We start from the raw sequence: 16,722 nt of genomic DNA on the forward strand, positions 1-16,722 counted from the left end.
TCCCACCCGCTGGATCGCCCGGCGAGATCAGGGATGCTGCAGGACGGAGGCCTGCTCGGCCTCCGGGGACAGGCCGACCGAGATGTCCGAATGCCCGGCGCCGCGGGCGGCGTTGGCGAGCATCTGCTCGATGACGTTCTTGCCAAGCGCTGTCTCGCTTGGCAATTCGATCGGGTACCGGCCGTCGAAGCAGGCCGAGCACAGCCGCGACGTGGGTTGCTCGGTGGCGGCAACGAGCCCTCGCAACGAGATGTATCCGAGCGTGTCGGCGTTGATGGCGTGCCGGACCGCCTCGAGCATTTCGTCTTCGTCCTCGACGGCGTTGGCGATCAGTTCGGCCGGCGACGGGAAGTCGATGCCGTAGAAGCACGGCCACTTCACCGGCGGTGACGCGATCCGCACGTGGACTTCGACCGCTCCGGCCTCGCGCAGCATCCTGACCAGCGCGCGCTGGGTGTTGCCGCGGACGATGGAGTCGTCGACGACGATCAGCCGCTTGCCGCGGATGACTTCCTTGAGCGGATTTAACTTCAGCCGGATTCCGAGTTGACGGATGGTTTGCGACGGCTGGATGAAAGTGCGCCCGACGTAGGCGTTCTTCATCAGACCCTGGCCGTAAGGGATGCCGGACTCCTGCGCATAGCCGACCGCGGCGGGGATGCCGGATTCCGGCACACCGATCACCAGGTCGGCGTCGATCTGGTGTTCGCGGGCCAGTCGTCGGCCGATCTCGAGTCGAGCGCCGTGCACCGACCGGCCGGAGATCGTGCTGTCGGGTCGAGCCAGGTAGACGTATTCGAAGATGCAGCCCTTGGGCTCGGGGTTGGCGAACCGGGCTGACCGAACGCCGTCGGCGTCGATCGCCAGCAGCTCGCCGGGTTCGATTTCGCGGACAAACGATGCGCCGACGATGTCGAGGGCGGCGGTCTCCGACGCCACGACCCAGCCGCGGTCCAGCCGGCCCAGGCACAGCGGCCGTACGCCGAACGGGTCGCGCGCGGCGTACAGGGTGTTCTCGTCCATGAAGGTCAGGCAGAAGGCGCCACGCACGGTCGGCAGCAGTTCGAGGGCGGCCTGCTCCAGGCTGGAATCGGCGGCGCCGTGGGCCAACAACGCGCCCAGCATGTCGGAGTCGGTGGTGGCCGCGCCGGGGACGCGGGAGTTCAGCAGCCCGGCCTCGCGGCAACGGGCGACGAGCTCAGCACTGTTCACCAGGTTGCCGTTGTGGCCCAACGCAACTCCGGTGCCGGCCGCGGTGGTGCGGAAGACCGGCTGAGCGTTCTCCCACGTCGGCTGGCCGCTGGTGGAGTACCGGCAGTGCCCGACGGCGACGTGACCTTCCATCGCGGCCAGGGTCTGCTCGTCGAAGACCTGACTGACCAGGCCGAGATCCTTGAACACCAGCACTTGCGACCCATCGGCAACGGCGATGCCAGCCGCCTCCTGGCCGCGATGTTGCAGCGCGTAGAGGCCGTAGTAGGTCATCTTGGCGACTTCTTCGCCGGGCGCCCAGACTCCGAACACACCGCATTCTTCGCGGGGCGGGTTCTCTACGCACTCAGAGGTGTCAGCTGTCTGGACGGTCACGGTGCGGCGGCTCCCCAGGGAACGGATGGTGACTGGATGGAGTCTACGGACGTGCGGGGCGCAGACGCGAATTGCACGCGCGTGTTGCCGCATGTCGCAGCGAAAGTCCCCAGCTCAGCAGCCCCAAGAATTCGCAAATGTCGCATCCGCCACAGGGGCCACCGTCAGGTGTGACCGGGATCGCTCAACCGCACGACCGGCAGCCACGCCCCGATCTCTGCGGCGCGCGAACCGGATAGTTTCAGCGCCCCGGCGCCCGTCGCGTCGGACATCTCCAGAAGGCCCGTTGCCAGCAGCAGCCAGGTTCGCGGGTCGGCCTCGACGACGTTGGGCGGGGTGCCACGGGTGTGTCGTGGCCCGTCGATGCACTGCACCGCCACCAACGGCGGAATGCGCACCTCGACGCTGGCTCCGGGCGCCTCGGCGGCCAGCGTGCGAGCGGTGAGCCGGACCGCCGCGGCCAGGTCCGCGCGGCTCGGCGCGGGGCTGGTCTCGTCGCGCAGCCAGCCTTCGAGCATTTCGACGGCGGCGCGGGTCTGAGCCGGGTCGGCGTTGCGACGCGGTGGCACGGCTCAGCCCTTGAGCGCGGCCCGCACGCGCTCGGTGTCGGCCGCGGTCCAGCCGTCCGGCGGGGCCACCGCGGCCCAGCCGTCCAGGATGTCGTTGCTGTAGTTGTGCCCGTGCCCGCCGGGGACCCCTTCGGCATTGGTCAGGTCAGCGCTGACCTGCCAGAACGTCACCACAGGACTCCATTGCATCGCCTCGCTGCGATCGTGACCCGGGGGCTCGGAGAGCCAGGCCGGCCGGCTGAAGAGCAGGTCCGGCGACCACCAGACCACGGGGTCGGACGGGTGCTGCAGGAACAGCACCCGGGTGCCGGTCCACGGCGGCCCGATGACCTGGGTGACGTCTGGCGGGTCGTTGGCTTGGGAGAACCGGACGGTCCGCCCGTTGTCGTAACGCGGTTGGACTTCGGTGGTGCCGGGATCGCGGCGGTCGATCAGGGCACGCCACAGCGTGCTCTCCTGCGGCGGCCCGACCCACAGCACCGCGTCGAACCCCATTCGCCGGATGTCGGGCAGCCAGCCGAACGCGGCCTGGCCGGCCATCGAGCCCAGGCTCTCGCCGTAGAGCATCAGCTTCGGCCGCCGCTCGGGCGGCAGTTGGGTCCAGCGGTCGTGAACGGCGTTGATCAGCATCCGGCCGGAATCCATCGACTTCTGCTTGTCGGCGAGGAACGAGATCCAGCTCGGCAGGTAGGAGTACTGCAGGCCGACGATGGCGGTGTCGCCGTTGTACATCGTCTCGACCGATCTGGCCGCGACCGGATTGATCCAGCCGGTGCCGGTGGTCGGCGCGATGATCAGGACCTTGCGGGTGAATGCGCCGGTTCGTTCGAGCTCGTCGACGAGGACGTCGAGCCGGCCGTGGTCGTCGGGAGCGGTGTGCAGTCCGGCGTACACCCGGATCGGTTCCTTGGCGGGTTTGCCGTTGATCTTCGCGAGGTCGGCGGCGTGCGGGCCGGTTCCGACGAAGTCCCGGCCCTGGTATCCCAGCGTGTCCCAGGCCGCCAATGACGTTGGACTGCCAGACTTTTCCGGCACCTGCGGTTGCGACACACCCGTGGGGGTCGCGCTGTCCTGCGGCTGGAAGATCGCGTTGGCACCGGCGAAGAAGCCGCGGACCAGTACGCCGTCGAAGAGCGTGACCAGCAGTACCACCACGACCGCGGTGCCGATGAACAGCGCCACCTCGTCATGCAGATGCCAGCGCCGAATCAGCTTGCGCGCCAACAACTTGACGACGTCGATCAGCACCCGGAACGCCGACACCAGTAGCGCACTGACGGCCGCCGCGACGGCAAGCGTGCGCAGGTAGCCCGGACTCGTCGGGCCCTCGATACCCATCAGGGCGGACAGCTGCCGCTGCCAGGCCGCGGCCGGGATGAGCATCAGGACGCATGCGGTCGGGGCGATCACCACGACCGCGGCCTTCATCCACCACAGCACCCGGGGCGACGGTGGCCACCAGCGGGCTCCGCGCAGCAGCAGGCGGTAGACGATTCGGCCGATCAGCACACCGAGGCCGTAGCCGAAGGCGGCGTTCACCCCGCCAATCAGCCCCTGGAACAACCATTCTCGCGGAACCAGTGACGGCGTCAACGACAGGCAGAAGAACAGCGCGCCGAACGCCACCCCGACGAACTTCAGTCGGAGCAGGCTCCATCCCCACAGCAGGAGCGGATGGGGTCCGCTGGGCTGAGCACTCATCGCAGCAGGGCGGCCAGCACCCCTTCGGACGTGCTGCGCAACTCGGCCAGTGACACCGTGAACAAGTCCTGGAATTCGACCGCGTCCGAACCTTGGTCGACGACCCCGATCCGGGTGGCGGGCAGTCCCCGCGCTTCGCACATCGACGTGAAGCGGCTTTCTTCGGTGCGCGGCACCGCGACCAGCACCCGGCCCGACGATTCGGAGAACAGCGCGACAAAGGGGTCGGCACCTTCGGGAAGCACTATGCGACAACCCGTTTCACCGGCCAACGCGGATTCGACGATCGCCTGAGCCAGTCCGCCCTCGGACAGGTCGTGCGCCGCGGATACCAGCCCGTCCCGCGATGCGGCGCTCAACACCTCGCCCAGTAGTCGCTCGCGCGCCAGATCCACAGCGGGCGGGCGGCCGCCCAGATGATCGGCGGTGACCTGCGCCCAGATCGAGCCGTCGAGTTCGTCACGGGTGTCGCCGAGCAGGATCAGCGTCTCCCCCGGCTCGGTACCCATCGCCGTCGGGATACGCCGGGTCACGTCGTCGATCACGCCGAGAACCCCGACGACGGGGGTGGGCATGATCGCCGTAGACCCGGTCTGGTTGTAGAAGCTGACGTTGCCGCCGGTGACCGGAATGCCCAGTGCCACACAACCATCCGCTAGGCCGCGGACCGCCTGGGAGAACTGCCACATCACCCCGGGATCTTCGGGCGAGCCGAAATTCAGGCAGTTGGTCACCGCGACCGGCGTGGCACCGGTGACCGCGACGTTGCGGTAGGCCTCGGCCAGCGCAAGCTGCGCTCCGACGTAGGGATCGAGCAGCGTGTAGCGGCCGGACGCGTCGGTCGACACCGCGACACCGCGACCGGTCGACTCGTCGATGCGCAACACCCCGCCGTCGGCATGCTCGGCCAGCACCGTGTTGCCGCGCACGTAGCGGTCGTACTGCTCGGTGATGAACGCGCGGCTGCACAGATGCGGACTGCCCAGCAGCGCAAGCAAAGTCGCGCGCAACTCGTCACCGGAAGCCGGCCGCTCGAGCCCCGCCGAGGTGTCGGCGATCAGCGCGTCCTGCGACTCGGGCCGCGCGACCGGACGCTGGTACACCGGCCCTTCGTGGGCGACGGTGCGCGGTGGCACGTCGACCACCGTCTCGCCGTGCCAGGTGATCTGCAGCCGGTCGCCGTCGGTGACCTCACCGATCGTGGTGGCCAGCACTTCCCACTTGCGGCACACCGCCATGAAGGCGTCGACGTTCTCCGGCGCGACGACAGCGCACATCCGCTCCTGCGACTCGCTGGAGAGGATCTCAGCGGGCGTCATGTCCTTGGCCCGCAACGGCACGGTGTCGAGCTCGATCGCCATGCCGCCGTCTCCGGCTGACGCGAGTTCAGATGTGGCACAGGACAACCCGGCCCCGCCGAGGTCTTGGATGCCGATCACCAGCCCCGCGGCATACAGCTCGAGGCAACACTCGATGAGCACCTTCTCGGTGAACGGGTCGCCGACCTGCACCGAGGGGAGCTTCTTTCGACCCGAACCGGATTCGTCGCCGCCGAACGTTTCCGAGGCCAGCACCGACACACCGCCGATGCCGTCGAGGCCGGTCCGTGCGCCGAACAGGATGATCTTGTTGCCGGCGCCCGAGGCGAAGGCCAGATGCAGGTCTTCCTTGCGCAGCACACCGACGCACAGCGCGTTCACCAGCGGGTTGCCGGCATAGCAGGCGTCGAAGACGGTCTCACCGCCGATGTTGGGCAGGCCGAGTGAGTTGCCGTAACCACCGATGCCGCGCACCACGCCGTCGAGGACGCGTCGGGTGTCGGGGGCGTCGGCGGCACCAAAGCGCAGCTGATCCATCACCGCGACCGGCCGGGCCCCCATCGCCATGATGTCGCGGACGATGCCGCCGACGCCGGTGGCGGCACCCTGGTAGGGCTCCACATAGGAGGGGTGGTTGTGCGACTCGACTTTGAAGGTGACCGCCCACCCGTCACCGATGTCGACGACGCCGGCGTTCTCACCGATGCCGGCCAGCATGCCGGCCCGCATCTCGTCGGTGGTGGTCTCGCCGAAGTACCGCAGGTGCACTTTGGACGACTTGTACGAGCAGTGCTCGCTCCACATCACCGAGTACATCGCCAGCTCGGCATCGGTCGGGCGGCGGCCGAGGATGTCGCGAATCCGCTGGTACTCGTCGTCCTTGAGGCCGAGTTCGCGGAACGGTTGCGGCTGGTCAGGGGTGGCCGCGGCCCGCTCGACGGTATCGGTCGCGTGGGTGAGCCCTGACGTCACGCACACAGTCTAGGTGGCGTTCATCTGTCGATGCCCCGCAAGCGCCGCATCGGATGTCGGCGGACGCCGAAATCGACGTTCCGCAGGTCTCCTCTCGAACGTCTCCGGCGCAACGTCGATCTCGACGACGGTCGTCCACGCTCCCCCCGGACCGCCGGCGATGACCTCGGAGGTAATTGTGCGGCGTCTAAGCGCCGGACAGACTTCGATCCTGACCACTGACAAATCCAGGAGGAATGATGACCGATACCAAAACCGCTTCTCCCGCAGCGCGATTCAGCCCGGAGTTCTTCGCCGCATTCTGGGCAGCGCCCAGCATGTCGGCCGATATGGACATCCTGGCCGACGACATCGTCGGCTACTGGCCCGGCGACGACGCGCCGGTGCGGGGTTTCAAGGCCTACACCCAGAAGATTGCCGACCTGCTCGCGGTGGCGCCCGACCTGAGACTCGAGCTTGTCGACAGCGCGACGGCGCCCGGGGCGACGCCGGGTGAAGAACTGTTCTTCCTGCATTACGTCGGAAAGGCCACCGGCCCGAACGGGCCGATCACGATTCGCGGGCTGGACCGGGTGCGCACCCGTGACGGCATCGTGGTGGAGAACGTGATCCGCTACGACCCGGTGTTCGTCTAAGCGGGCGACAAGAACGCCCGCAGTGCCGCGGCGTAAGCAGGAACATCGTTGGCGCCCATCAACTCTCGTGCCGAGTGCATCGCGAGTTGAGGGGCGCCGACGTCGACCGTAGCGATCCCGGTCCGGGCCGCAGTCATCGGGCCGATCGTCGAACCGCACGGCAGATCGGCGCGGTGCTCGTAGCGTTGCAGCGGCACCCCGGCCTGCCGGCAGGCCAGCGCGAACGCCGCCGCGGTGCGACCGTCGGTGGCGTACCGCAGATTCGGATGCACTTTGAGCACCGGGCCACCGTTGACCGCGATCAGATGCCCCGGCTCGTGCCGTTCGGGGTAGTTGGGGTGTGTGGCGTGGGCCATGTCCGCCGACGCCACCATCGAGCCGGAGATCCGTCGCAGGAAGTCCTCGCGCCCACCACCGCCGGCCAGCACGATGCGCTCCAGCGTGCTCAGCAGCAGCTCCGAGTCGGCGCCGTGATCCGAGGTGGACCCCACCTCTTCGTGGTCGAACAGGGCCAGCACCGGCAGGTAGGCGTCGGATTCGGCGTCCAGCAGGGCCTCCAGGCCGGCGTAGCACGACGCCTGGTTGTCCAGCCGCGGGGCGCTGACGAAGTCGTCCTCGACTCCGATCAGCCGCGACGGCGTCAGGTCGTGGGTCATCAGGTCGGCTCCGAGCACGTCATCGGGATCGACACCGGCGTATTCGGCGACGTAACCGAGGAACGAGCGGGTCCCGGCGCCGGCCGACCACACCGCGTTGACGTGCCGCTGCGGATCGAGGGTCAGTGACTTTCGATCCTCCGCCAGGTGGATGGCCAGCTGCGGCACCCGCAAGACCGGATCGTCGACGCGGACCAGCCGATGCGTGATCCCGGTGCCCTCGCGCACCGACAACCGGCCGCTGACACCGAGGTCGCGATCCAGCCACGAGTTCAGCCAGGCACCGCCGTACGGCTCCAGCGCGACGACGTGCCAGCCCGCCACCCCGCGGTCGGGATGTTGCTTGAGCCGCAGATTGGGGCTGTCGGTGTGACCGCCGATCACCCGGAACGGGCGGGCGCCCGAGCCGGTGCTGTCCCAGGCCACCAGCGACCCGGCTCGCACCGTGTAGAACTTGCCCGCCCGCGGCCACTCGTCGACCTCGGCGAGTTCGGCGAAACCGGCCGTGCGCAACCGGGCCGCCACGGTGGCGCAGACGTGGAACGGCGACGGGGACGCGTCGATGAATTCGCAGAGCCCTGTCGCGGTGGCCGCCATGGGACCCATCTTTTCATCACGGCTCCCCCCGAAACGTTAGGGTCAATGGCGTGCCCACCCCGCAACCGCAGCAGGTGCTCGCGCCGCTGACGCCGGCCGCGATATTCCTGGTGGTCACCATCGACCCGGGCGGCGAGGAGGTCGTGCACGAAGCACTGTCCGGGATCTCGGGTTTGGTGCGGTCAACTGGTTTTCGCGACCCAGCGAAGAAGCTTTCGGTGATCACCTCGATCGGTTCGCATGCCTGGGACCGGTTGTTCGACGGCCCCCGGCCGGCCGAACTGCACCCGTTCGTCGCGCTGGAGGGTCCGAGCCACACCGCCCCGGCTACTGCCGGCGACCTGTTGTTCCACGTGCGGGCCGAGACGCTGGATGTGTGCTTCGAGTTGGCCAACAACATCCTGCGTTCGATGGTCGGCGCGGTGACCGTGGTCGACGAGGTGCACGGCTTCCGGTTCTTCGACAACCGTGACCTGCTCGGCTTCGTCGACGGCACCGAGAATCCTGATGGCGCACTGGCGGTTTCGTCGACCAGCGTCGGCAACGAGGACCCGCAGTTCGCCGGCGGCAGCTACGTGCACGTCCAGAAGTACCTGCACGACATCGGTTCGTGGGATTCGCTGTCGGTCAGCGAGCAGGAACATGTCATCGGCCGGACCAAACTTGAGGACCTCGAACTCGACGACGACGAGAAGCCGGCCAACGCGCACATCGCGCTCAATGTGATCACCGACGACGACGGAACCGAGCTCAAGATCGTGCGCCACAACATGCCCTTCGGTGAGCTCGGCAAGGGCGAATTCGGCACCTACTTCATCGGCTATTCGCGCACGCCGCGGGTGACCGAGCAGATGCTGCACAACATGTTTCTCGGCGATCCGCCCGGCAACACCGATCGGATCCTCGACTTCTCCACCGCGGTCACCGGTGGATTGTTCTTCTCCCCCACCGTCGACTTCCTCGACGACCCCCCGGAGCTGCCGATCTCGGCGGTGGCGGCCCCGGCGATACTCAAGACATCCGCGGATGGCTCGTTGGCGATCGGCAGTTTGAAAGGAACCCCGCAATGAACAACCTGTACCGCGACCTCGCTCCGATCACCGAAGAGGCCTGGGACGAAATCGAAGTCGAGGCGAGGCGAACGTTCAAACGGCACATCGCCGGGCGGCGGGTGGTCGACGTCAGCGACCCGGCCGGGCCGACGGCCGCCGCGGTCAGCACCGGACGGCTGCTCGACGTCGATGCGCCCTCCGATGGCGTGACAACTCATCTTCGTGCCAGCAAACCGCTTGTGCGGCTTCGGGTTCCGTTTACACTGTCGCGTTCGGAGATCGACGACGTGGAGCGCGGGTCGCAGGATTCCGACTGGGATCCGGTGAAGGAGGCCGCCAAGAAGCTGGCATTCGCCGAAGACCGGGCCATCTTCGAGGGCTATGCCGCCGCATCCATCGAGGGCATTCGCAAAGCCAGCAGCAACCCGCCGTTGAAGTTGCCCGAAGACCCCCGTGCAATCCCGGACATCATCACCCAGGCGTTGTCCGAACTGCGGCTTGCCGGTGTCGACGGCCCCTACTCGGTGTTGCTGTCCGCCGACGTCTACACCAAGGTGAGCGAGACGACCGAGCACGGCTATCCGATCCTCGAGCACATCAACAGGCTGGTCAACGGCGACATCATCTGGGCGCCCGCGATCGACGGTGCATTCGTATTGACCACCCGGGGTGGGGATTTTGATCTTCAGCTGGGCACCGATGTATCGATCGGCTACCTCACACACAACGCCGACACGGTAGATCTCTACCTGCAGGAGACCCTCACTTTCCTGAACTACACCGCCGAAGCTTCGGTCGCGTTGAGCGTCTAGTGCTCTGACGATGACCGATGCTCCACCGGTTCTCGTGTTCGACGTCAACGAGACGCTCATCGACATCGACTCGCTGACCCCGGTTTTCGCGCGCATCTTCGGGGATGCGGGAACCATGCGAGAGTGGTTCGCCCAGTTGGTCCTGTACTCGATGACGGTGACGTCGTCTGGGCATTACATCGACTTCTTCACCCTGGGTCAGGGTGTCCTGCGGATGGTCGCGGCCACCCGCGGCGTCGACATCTCGGACGACGACGTCGACGAGCTGAAGCACGCGATGCTCACCATGCCCGCACATGTCGACACCGCAGAGGGGTTGACTGCTCTGCGCGACAAGGGCTTTCGGCTTGTCACGTTGACCAACTCCCCGCCTGATCCGGCGCGCCCCAGCCCCTTGGAGCATGCCGGATTGAGTGGGCTGTTCGAGCGGCAGTTCAGCGTGGATGCTTGTCGCGCGTTCAAGCCTGCGCCGTCGACCTACCGGTATGTCTGCGAGCAGCTCGGCGTGGCCCCGTCGGAGTGCATGATGGTCGCAGCGCATGTCTGGGACACGATCGGTGCGCAGTCCGTGGGGTACAGCGGTGCGCTGATCACCCGGCCCGGCAATGCCGCACTGCCGGTACACGGCTTGCCGCGGCCGACGATCGTCGCGACCGACCTGCTCGATCTGACGGCCCACCTCACAAACGGCGCGCGCCCAACGTCTACCGGGTAGAAAGCGATTCGACCGACCACCGGAGGCTCAGATGTCCACCATCACTGCGACGACCCGTCACGTCGTCATCGACTCACCGATCGGGCCTCTGACGGTGGTGCGCGACGACGACGGATTGACCGGGCTCTACTACCCCGGGCACTGGACCAATCCGGATCAGACCGGCTTCGGGCCACAGGTCGAGCCGGCGGTCGACGGCGAATTCGATGGCGCCATCACCCAGCTGAACGAATACTTCGCCGGCACGCGGCGTAATTTCGACATCGCTCTCAAACCCGTGGGCAGCGAACGGGCCCAGCAGCTCTGGCGGCTGCTGACCGAGATTCCATACGGTCGCACCACCACCTACGGGGCGCTCGCCCGTGAGCTCGGAAACGGCATCAGCCCGCGCGCGGTCGGCGGATTCGTCGGCCACAACCCGTTGTCGATCTTCGTCCCCTGCCACCGCGTCGTCGGATCCACCGGCAAGCTCACCGGATACGCCGGCGGCCTCGAACGTAAGCGCTACCTACTGGAGCTGGAGAAAGCGATACCCGTTGCGCCTCAGGCACTCTGGTAGCCGATCGTGAAGCCGCCATTCGAGAGCATCGTCGCCCGACACGGCGCCAGCGTGCTGCGAGTGGCACGCGCCGTGCTCGGTCACGCCGACGCTGACGACGCGTGGTCGGAGACATTCCTGGCGGCGATGAAGGCCTATCCGGACCTGCCGGGCGACGCGAATGTCGAGGCGTGGCTGGTCACGATCGCTCACCGTAAGGCGATCGACATCGTGCGCGCCACCGCGCGCCGGGCGACGCCGGTACCGGACGCTCCGGACCGGCCGGATCATGTCGACAACCGGCATGCCGATCTGACCGAGGCGGTTGCCGAGCTTCCGCCCAGGCAGCGCCAGGCGGTGGCCTACCACTATCTGGCCGGGCTGCCTTACGCCGAGATCGCCCCGATCGTCGGCAGCACCGCGGCCGCCACCCGCCGCGCGGCCGCCGACGGCATCGCGACGCTGCGGCGCATTTACTCGCCCATCACGGAGGCTGAGCATGAACAGCGTTGACCTGATCGGGAACTGCCCGGTCGACGAGAACGACCTCGCCCGCCTGCACGCCCGGCTGGCGGCAGCAGCCGAACGCGACGACGCGCTCGACGTCGCGTACCGAATCGTGGACTCCCCGGTCGGCGCACTGCTGATCGCCGCGACACCGGCCGGGCTGGTGCGCGTGGCGTTCGGCAACGAAGGCCACGACGGGGTGCTGCAGAACCTGTCCGACCGGATCAGTTCCCGACTGTTGCACGCGCCCGCCCGCCTCGATTCCGTTGCGCGACAACTCGACGAGTACTTCGGGGGACGTCGGCGCGCCTTCGAGGTGCCACTGGATTGGCAGCTCTCCACTGGGTTCCGCCGCATCGTCCTCGAGCACCTGGCTCACGACATCGGCTACGGCAGCACCGCCAGTTACGGCACCCTAGCCCGACTTTCCGGTTCTCCCAAGGCAGTTCGTGCTGTCGGGACGACCTGTGCGACGAACCCCATCCCCGTCGTGGTGCCGTGTCATCGGGTGATCCGCTCCGACGGCACGATGGGCAACTACCGCGGCGGGCCGGCTGCCAAACGCGCGTTGCTCGATCTGGAGGGAGTCGGATGACTCCCATGGCCAGCGAAGTATGGCTCAGACTTCTTGAGAAATACCGGGATTCGACGGCGAGCTAGTCAGGCCTGGGTTCACCAAGGCGGGAGCGAATCGCGCTCCACGGATCGGCGTATTCGCCCGGTGCGTCCCGGTAGGCAGATCGTCGCTCGAGTACGAGCCGCGCAATCGGCGAGATCAGTGCCATCGGGTAGCGCCGCCACCCGACCGCGGCATGTGCCTCGGCAAGCATCTCGGGCCACGAGTGACGCTGGAACGACAACGCCTGCTGGGCGCGGGTGGTGTCCAACCAGTCTGTGACGAACCAGGTTTCGTCGTTGTCTGGGTCACCGGGCCGGCCGGCGGGCAGCACGTCCGACAGCCCGCGCGCCGCGGCCAGCGCTGGACCGACGTCTTTCTGCCGAAGCAGATGGGAGTCGTCACCGGCGATCAGCAGCGTCTCGCCGACGACGTCGGCGGTGGTCGCCGCGGCGAACGCGGAGGCCACGTCCCGGACGTCGACGGTGTGAATCCGCCCATCGGCCGGCAGTGCGCTCTCGAAGAACAGCGCGTCGGTGCTGAACGGCATCGCGCCTGGCTCGATACTGATCACTCCGCCGAGACGCAGGATCACCCACTCCAAACCCGAAGCACGGAGCTGGTTTTCGGCCTCGACCTTGTGGGCGCCGTAGAGGTCGGCCGGTCGCAGGGGCGAGTCGACGGTCAACCGTTCCGGATGGCGATGCGGATTGCGCGACCCGTACACGGCGTTGCTGGAGGCCAGCACCAGTCGGGGCGGCCGCGGCTGCGCCTGCGCCGCGCGAATCAACGCGACCGTGGCGTCGACGTTGACTATGCGGCCGAGTTCGCGGCTGCGGTACACCGCAGGCGGGATCACGGCGGCCAGATGAACGATCGCCGTCGGTTCCACGTCGGCGATCAGTTGGTCGACCTGGCGCGGGTCGGTGAGATCGGCCCAGCGGGCCTCGGCGCCCGCCGGCAGCGCCGCCTCGCGCTGCGCCGGGGTTCCGAGGTCGGTCGCGATCACGCGATGACCGTTACCGGCCAGCTGCCGGACGGTCTGGGATCCGACGAGACCGAAAACCCCCCGTGACAAGCACCTTCTCGGTCATCGTCCCTCAGATCGGCATCGACCGCAGCAAACGGATATGACATTCTCTAAAAACGAGAGTAACATGCTCGTAACGTCGATCCGACATCCAGGGGTTCTCACATGGCAAAGGCGCCGAAAAACCGCGAGACGGCCAAGTGGGATCCGGAGTTCACCAAGCAGGTGGCCAACACCGTCGGCCCGCTGATCAAGCAGTACCACCGCGCCGAAGTGCGCAACATCGACAACGTGCCGGCGACCGGCGGGGCCTTGGTGGTGTCCAACCACTCCGGCGGAATGCTCACCCCCGACGTCTTCGTGTTCTCCCCGGCTTTTTACAACGAGTTCGGCTACGACCGGCCCGTCTACACGCTCGGCCACTACGGCATCTTCATCGGCCCACTGGACGGGGTGCTCCGCCGGCTCGGGGTCATCGAAGCCAGCCGCGACAATGCTTCCGTCGCACTACATTCGGGCGCGGTGGTGCTGGTGTTCCCGGGCGGAGATTACGACTCCTACCGCCCCACCTTCGAGAACACCATCGACTTCAACGGTCGGACCGGTTACGTCCGCACCGCGATCGAGGCCGGTGTGCCGATCGTGCCGATGGTGTCGATCGGCGCCCAGGAGACTCAGCTGTTTCTGACCCGCGGCAATTGGCTGGCGAAGAAGCTGGGGATCACCAAGGCGCGAGTGGACATCATGCCGTTCAGCTTCGGCTTCCCGTTCGGGCTGAGCATGATCTTCCCGCCCAACCTTCCGCTGCCGTCGAAAATCGTCACCGAGGTCCTCGAGCCGATCGACATCACCGCGCAGTTCGGCACCGACCCCGACATTGACGAGGTGGACGCACACGTCCGTTCGGTGATGCAGAGCGCCTTGGACCGGTTGGCCAAGCAGCGCCGATTCCCCGTCCTGGGCTGAATCGCCCATTCCGATCACCGGCACCGGTTCAGGTGTTTGCATGAACACGTCGACACGGAGGTGGGCGTGAGAAGACTCAACGGCATGGACGCGATGCTGCTCTACAGCGAGACGCCCAACCTGCACACGCACACGCTGAAGGTGGCGATCATCGACCCCGCAAGCGGCGACACAGACTTCAGCTTCGACGCCTTCCGGCGTCATCTACTGCGGCGCCTGCATCTGCTGGAACCGTTGCGCTACAAGCTGATTGACATTCCCTGGCGACTGCACCACCCGATGTGGCTGGAGAACTGCGACGTCGATCTCGACTACCACCTGCATCGGGTGCAGGTGCCCGCACCCGGTGGGCGCCGCGAGCTCGACGAGGTCATCGGCGAGGTGGCCTCCACCCCGCTGGACCGCAGCCGGCCGCTGTGGGAGTTCCACGTCGCTGAAGGACTGGCCGGCGGGCGGTTCGCTCTGATCGGCAAGATCCATCACGCCCTGGCCGACGGTGTCGCATCGGTCAACCTGCTGGCCCGCGCGATGGACCTCAAGGGCGCACCGACTGACGAGCGCGACAACGACGAGGCCGGCGTCAGCCCGACCACCACCGGTCTACTGCTGGCGGCCGGCCGCGACCACGTTCGGCAGATCGTCGGCCTGCCCGGGCTGATCGGGGACGCTGCGAAAGGTTTCAGTCGCGTGCGCCGACGCAGCCGTGAACGCGGCGATCACCCCGACCTCGCCGACGCGTTCGACGCACCGCCGACGTTCCTCAACCACGTGGTCTCCCCGCAACGCCGGTTCGCGACCACAGCGTTGCGGCTGGCCGACGTGAAGGCGACCGCGAAGAGTCTGGACATCACGCTCAACGACGTCGTTCTTGCAACGGCTGCGGGTGGTTTGCGGCAGCTGCTGCTGCGTTACGACGGCAAGGCCGACCAGCCGATCATCGCGTCGGTGCCCACGGCAACCGACAAGTCCGGTCGCGTCACCGGCAACGAGATCAGCGGCCTGTCCATCTCGCTACCGGTACACGTCGCCGACCCGGCCGAGCGGGCCCAGCTGGTAGCGCTGGCCACCAGGATCGCCAAGGAAGACCACGAGATCCTCGGCCCACGGCTCTACGGGCAGCTGATGGGCTACCTGCCGACCGCGATCGCACCTGCGGCCTTCCGGTGGCTCGGCCGCCGCGACGCGCCGAACAAGATGATGAACGTCGCGGTCTCCAGCGTGCCGGGGCCGCGGGAGCGGGGACACTTCGCCGGTGCGCCGGTCAGCGAGATCTACTCGACCGGCGTGCTGTCTCCGGGCGCCCCGGTGAACATCACCGTGTGGAGCTACGTCGACCAGCTCGGTATCGCGGTGCTGACCGACGACGCGACGTTCGGCGACCCGCACGAGGCAACCGAGGCATTGTCCGAGTCATTCACCGAATTGCACCGCGCCGCAGGTCTTTCCACTCACGGCGAGGCCGCCGGCCGGTTGGCCGAACACGCTCTTCGCTAAGCGGTGAGAACGGCGTCCAGCGCCGAGTAGAACAAGCCCAGACCGTCGTCGGAGGGTCCGGTCAACGCCTCGGTGGCATGCTCGGGGTGCGGCATCAACCCGACCACGCGGCCGTCTGCCGAACTGATTCCGGCGATGTCGCGTAGCGAACCGTTGGCGTTGTCGTGATAGCGGAACACCACGCGCCCTTCGCCTTCCAGTTCGTCGAGCACGGCATCGGAGGCCACGTATCGACCCTCGCCGGACTTCAGCGGAATCAACAGGTCTGCGCCGGGCTCGTACCGCGAGGTCCATGCCGTCGACGTGGATTCGACGCGTAGCCAGACGTCGCGGCAGATGAAGTGCAGACCGGCGTTGCGGGTCAGCGCTCCGGGCAGCAGACCCGCCTCGCAGAGCACCTGAAAACCGTTGCAAATACCCAGAACCGGCAATCCGCGACCGGCGGCGGCGATGACCTCGCCCATCACCGGGGCGAACTTCGCGATCGCGCCGCAGCGCAGGTAGTCGCCGTAGGAGAAGCCACCGGGCACCACCACCGCGTCGACACCCTTGAGGTCGGCGTCGGCGTGCCACAGGTTGACCGATTCGGCGCCCACCGCGCGCGCCGCGCGGGCCGCGTCCACGTCGTCGAGCGTCCCGGGGAAGGTGATGACGCCGACCCGCGGGGTCACTGCGGCTCCCGACTGACTGTCCAGTCCTCGATCACGGTGTTGGCCAACAGCGACTCGGCAATCTCGGCCAGCGCGGAGTCGTCGACGCTGTCGTCGACCTCGAGCTCGAATCGCTTGCCCTGCCGGACGTTTGAGATACCGCCGTGGCCAAGCCGGCCCAGCGCACCGACGATTGCCTGGCCCTGCGGGTCGAGAATCTCGCCCTTGGGCATTACGTGCACAACCACCCGGGCCACCGGCACTCCTCACTACTGTCTTGGCTGCTCGGCGCCAACTGTACCGGTC

At 67.4% G+C, this 16,722-nt stretch carries 16 protein-coding genes and 1 pseudogene; 9 read left to right on the top strand and 8 right to left on the bottom strand.

Features of this window, described 5'->3' with window-relative positions:
* Positions 1 to 27: 27 nt before the first annotated feature.
* From purF to purL, 4 genes are all read right to left on the bottom strand, one after another.
* The gene (purF, locus tag CYU59_RS07910) at positions 28 to 1,587 is read right to left on the bottom strand and encodes an amidophosphoribosyltransferase (RefSeq protein ID WP_292981359.1); all 1,560 of its coding nucleotides are present in this window, start codon (positions 1,585 to 1,587) and stop codon (positions 28 to 30) included.
* A gap of 164 nt (positions 1,588 to 1,751) precedes the next feature.
* Positions 1,752 to 2,156 carry a sterol carrier family protein gene (locus CYU59_RS07915; protein WP_292981362.1) on the bottom strand — a complete coding sequence of 135 codons (405 nt, stop codon included), beginning with the start codon at positions 2,154 to 2,156 and terminating at the stop codon, positions 1,752 to 1,754.
* A gap of 3 nt (positions 2,157 to 2,159) precedes the next feature.
* Positions 2,160 to 3,857 carry an alpha/beta hydrolase gene (locus tag CYU59_RS07920; protein ID WP_292981365.1) on the bottom strand — a complete coding sequence of 566 codons (1,698 nt, stop codon included), beginning with the start codon at positions 3,855 to 3,857 and terminating at the stop codon, positions 2,160 to 2,162.
* A complete protein-coding gene (purL, locus tag CYU59_RS07925; RefSeq protein WP_292981368.1) occupies positions 3,854 to 6,148 on the bottom strand; it encodes a phosphoribosylformylglycinamidine synthase subunit PurL in 2,295 nt (764 codons plus the stop codon). Before purL ends, CYU59_RS07920 begins: the two co-directional genes overlap by 4 nt.
* 239 nt (positions 6,149 to 6,387) lie before the next feature.
* Between purL and CYU59_RS07930 the strand changes: the two genes are divergently transcribed.
* On the top strand, positions 6,388 to 6,783 hold the full coding sequence (locus tag CYU59_RS07930; protein ID WP_292981371.1) for a nuclear transport factor 2 family protein: 396 nt from the start codon (positions 6,388 to 6,390) through the stop codon (positions 6,781 to 6,783).
* Here the strand turns inward: CYU59_RS07930 and CYU59_RS07935 are convergent.
* Positions 6,780 to 8,036, bottom strand: coding sequence for a M18 family aminopeptidase (locus tag CYU59_RS07935; protein WP_292981374.1), 1,257 nt, complete (start codon positions 8,034 to 8,036; stop codon positions 6,780 to 6,782). The two genes, CYU59_RS07930 and CYU59_RS07935, sit on opposite strands and share 4 nt — an antisense overlap.
* 50 nt (positions 8,037 to 8,086) lie before the next feature.
* On the opposite strand from CYU59_RS07935, the gene CYU59_RS07940 reads away from it, so the two are divergent.
* From CYU59_RS07940 to CYU59_RS07965, 6 genes are read left to right on the top strand one after another with little or no spacing between them, the layout of a single operon-like run.
* Positions 8,087 to 9,106: a Dyp-type peroxidase gene (locus CYU59_RS07940; protein WP_292981377.1), complete on the top strand. Its 1,020-nt coding sequence runs from the start codon at positions 8,087 to 8,089 to the stop codon at positions 9,104 to 9,106.
* A complete protein-coding gene (locus CYU59_RS07945; RefSeq protein ID WP_292981380.1) occupies positions 9,103 to 9,900 on the top strand; it encodes a family 1 encapsulin nanocompartment shell protein in 798 nt (265 codons plus the stop codon). The genes CYU59_RS07940 and CYU59_RS07945 overlap by 4 nt, the downstream gene beginning before the upstream one ends.
* Before the next feature lie 10 nt (positions 9,901 to 9,910).
* A complete protein-coding gene (locus tag CYU59_RS07950; RefSeq protein ID WP_292981383.1) occupies positions 9,911 to 10,615 on the top strand; it encodes a haloacid dehalogenase type II in 705 nt (234 codons plus the stop codon).
* A 31-nt stretch (positions 10,616 to 10,646) separates the two neighbouring features.
* A complete protein-coding gene (locus tag CYU59_RS07955; protein ID WP_292981385.1) occupies positions 10,647 to 11,174 on the top strand; it encodes a methylated-DNA--[protein]-cysteine S-methyltransferase in 528 nt (175 codons plus the stop codon).
* Between the two features lie 6 nt (positions 11,175 to 11,180).
* On the top strand, positions 11,181 to 11,666 hold the full coding sequence (locus tag CYU59_RS07960) for a sigma-70 family RNA polymerase sigma factor (protein ID WP_292981387.1): 486 nt from the start codon (positions 11,181 to 11,183) through the stop codon (positions 11,664 to 11,666).
* Entirely contained in the window at positions 11,653 to 12,255 is a 603-nt protein-coding gene (locus tag CYU59_RS07965; RefSeq protein WP_292981390.1) for a methylated-DNA--[protein]-cysteine S-methyltransferase, read from the top strand. Before CYU59_RS07960 ends, CYU59_RS07965 begins: the two co-directional genes overlap by 14 nt.
* Before the next feature lie 61 nt (positions 12,256 to 12,316).
* Here CYU59_RS07965 and CYU59_RS07970 read toward each other — a convergent pair.
* A pseudogene (locus CYU59_RS07970) lies at positions 12,317 to 13,370 on the bottom strand (NAD(P)-dependent oxidoreductase).
* A gap of 101 nt (positions 13,371 to 13,471) precedes the next feature.
* Between CYU59_RS07970 and CYU59_RS07975 the strand changes: the two are divergent.
* Together CYU59_RS07975 and CYU59_RS07980 are read left to right on the top strand one after the other, a co-directional pair.
* Positions 13,472 to 14,272, top strand: a complete 801-nt coding sequence (locus CYU59_RS07975) for a lysophospholipid acyltransferase family protein (protein ID WP_292981396.1) — start codon at positions 13,472 to 13,474, stop codon at positions 14,270 to 14,272.
* A gap of 66 nt (positions 14,273 to 14,338) precedes the next feature.
* Positions 14,339 to 15,766, top strand: coding sequence for a wax ester/triacylglycerol synthase family O-acyltransferase (locus tag CYU59_RS07980; protein ID WP_292981399.1), 1,428 nt, complete (start codon positions 14,339 to 14,341; stop codon positions 15,764 to 15,766).
* On the opposite strand, the gene purQ is transcribed toward CYU59_RS07980, so the two are convergent.
* Positions 15,763 to 16,437 carry a phosphoribosylformylglycinamidine synthase subunit PurQ gene (purQ, locus tag CYU59_RS07985; protein ID WP_292981402.1) on the bottom strand — a complete coding sequence of 225 codons (675 nt, stop codon included), beginning with the start codon at positions 16,435 to 16,437 and terminating at the stop codon, positions 15,763 to 15,765. The two genes, CYU59_RS07980 and purQ, sit on opposite strands and share 4 nt — an antisense overlap.
* The gene (gene purS, locus CYU59_RS07990) at positions 16,434 to 16,673 is read right to left on the bottom strand and encodes a phosphoribosylformylglycinamidine synthase subunit PurS (RefSeq protein ID WP_292981405.1); all 240 of its coding nucleotides are present in this window, start codon (positions 16,671 to 16,673) and stop codon (positions 16,434 to 16,436) included. Before purS ends, purQ begins: the two co-directional genes overlap by 4 nt.
* Positions 16,674 to 16,722: the final 49 nt, after the last annotated feature.

It is taken from the genome of Mycobacterium sp. (assembly GCF_002863225.1).
In the GTDB taxonomy this organism is placed as follows: Bacteria; Actinomycetota; Actinomycetes; order Mycobacteriales; family Mycobacteriaceae; genus Mycobacterium.

Excerpts from the sequence above, each read along its gene's own strand:
- CYU59_RS07975 (WP_292981396.1), top strand. The coding sequence starts at position 13,472 with ATGGCAAAGGCGCCGAAAAACCGCGAGACGGCCAAGTGGGATCCGGAG.
- CYU59_RS07935 (WP_292981374.1), bottom strand. The coding sequence starts at position 8,036 with ATGGCGGCCACCGCGACAGGGCTCTGCGAATTCATCGACGCGTCCCCG.
- CYU59_RS07920 (WP_292981365.1), bottom strand. The coding sequence starts at position 3,857 with ATGAGTGCTCAGCCCAGCGGACCCCATCCGCTCCTGCTGTGGGGATGG.
- CYU59_RS07965 (WP_292981390.1), top strand. The coding sequence starts at position 11,653 with ATGAACAGCGTTGACCTGATCGGGAACTGCCCGGTCGACGAGAACGAC.
- CYU59_RS07945 (WP_292981380.1), top strand. The coding sequence starts at position 9,103 with ATGAACAACCTGTACCGCGACCTCGCTCCGATCACCGAAGAGGCCTGG.
- CYU59_RS07930 (WP_292981371.1), top strand. The coding sequence starts at position 6,388 with ATGACCGATACCAAAACCGCTTCTCCCGCAGCGCGATTCAGCCCGGAG.
- CYU59_RS07950 (WP_292981383.1), top strand. The coding sequence starts at position 9,911 with ATGACCGATGCTCCACCGGTTCTCGTGTTCGACGTCAACGAGACGCTC.
- CYU59_RS07955 (WP_292981385.1), top strand. The coding sequence starts at position 10,647 with ATGTCCACCATCACTGCGACGACCCGTCACGTCGTCATCGACTCACCG.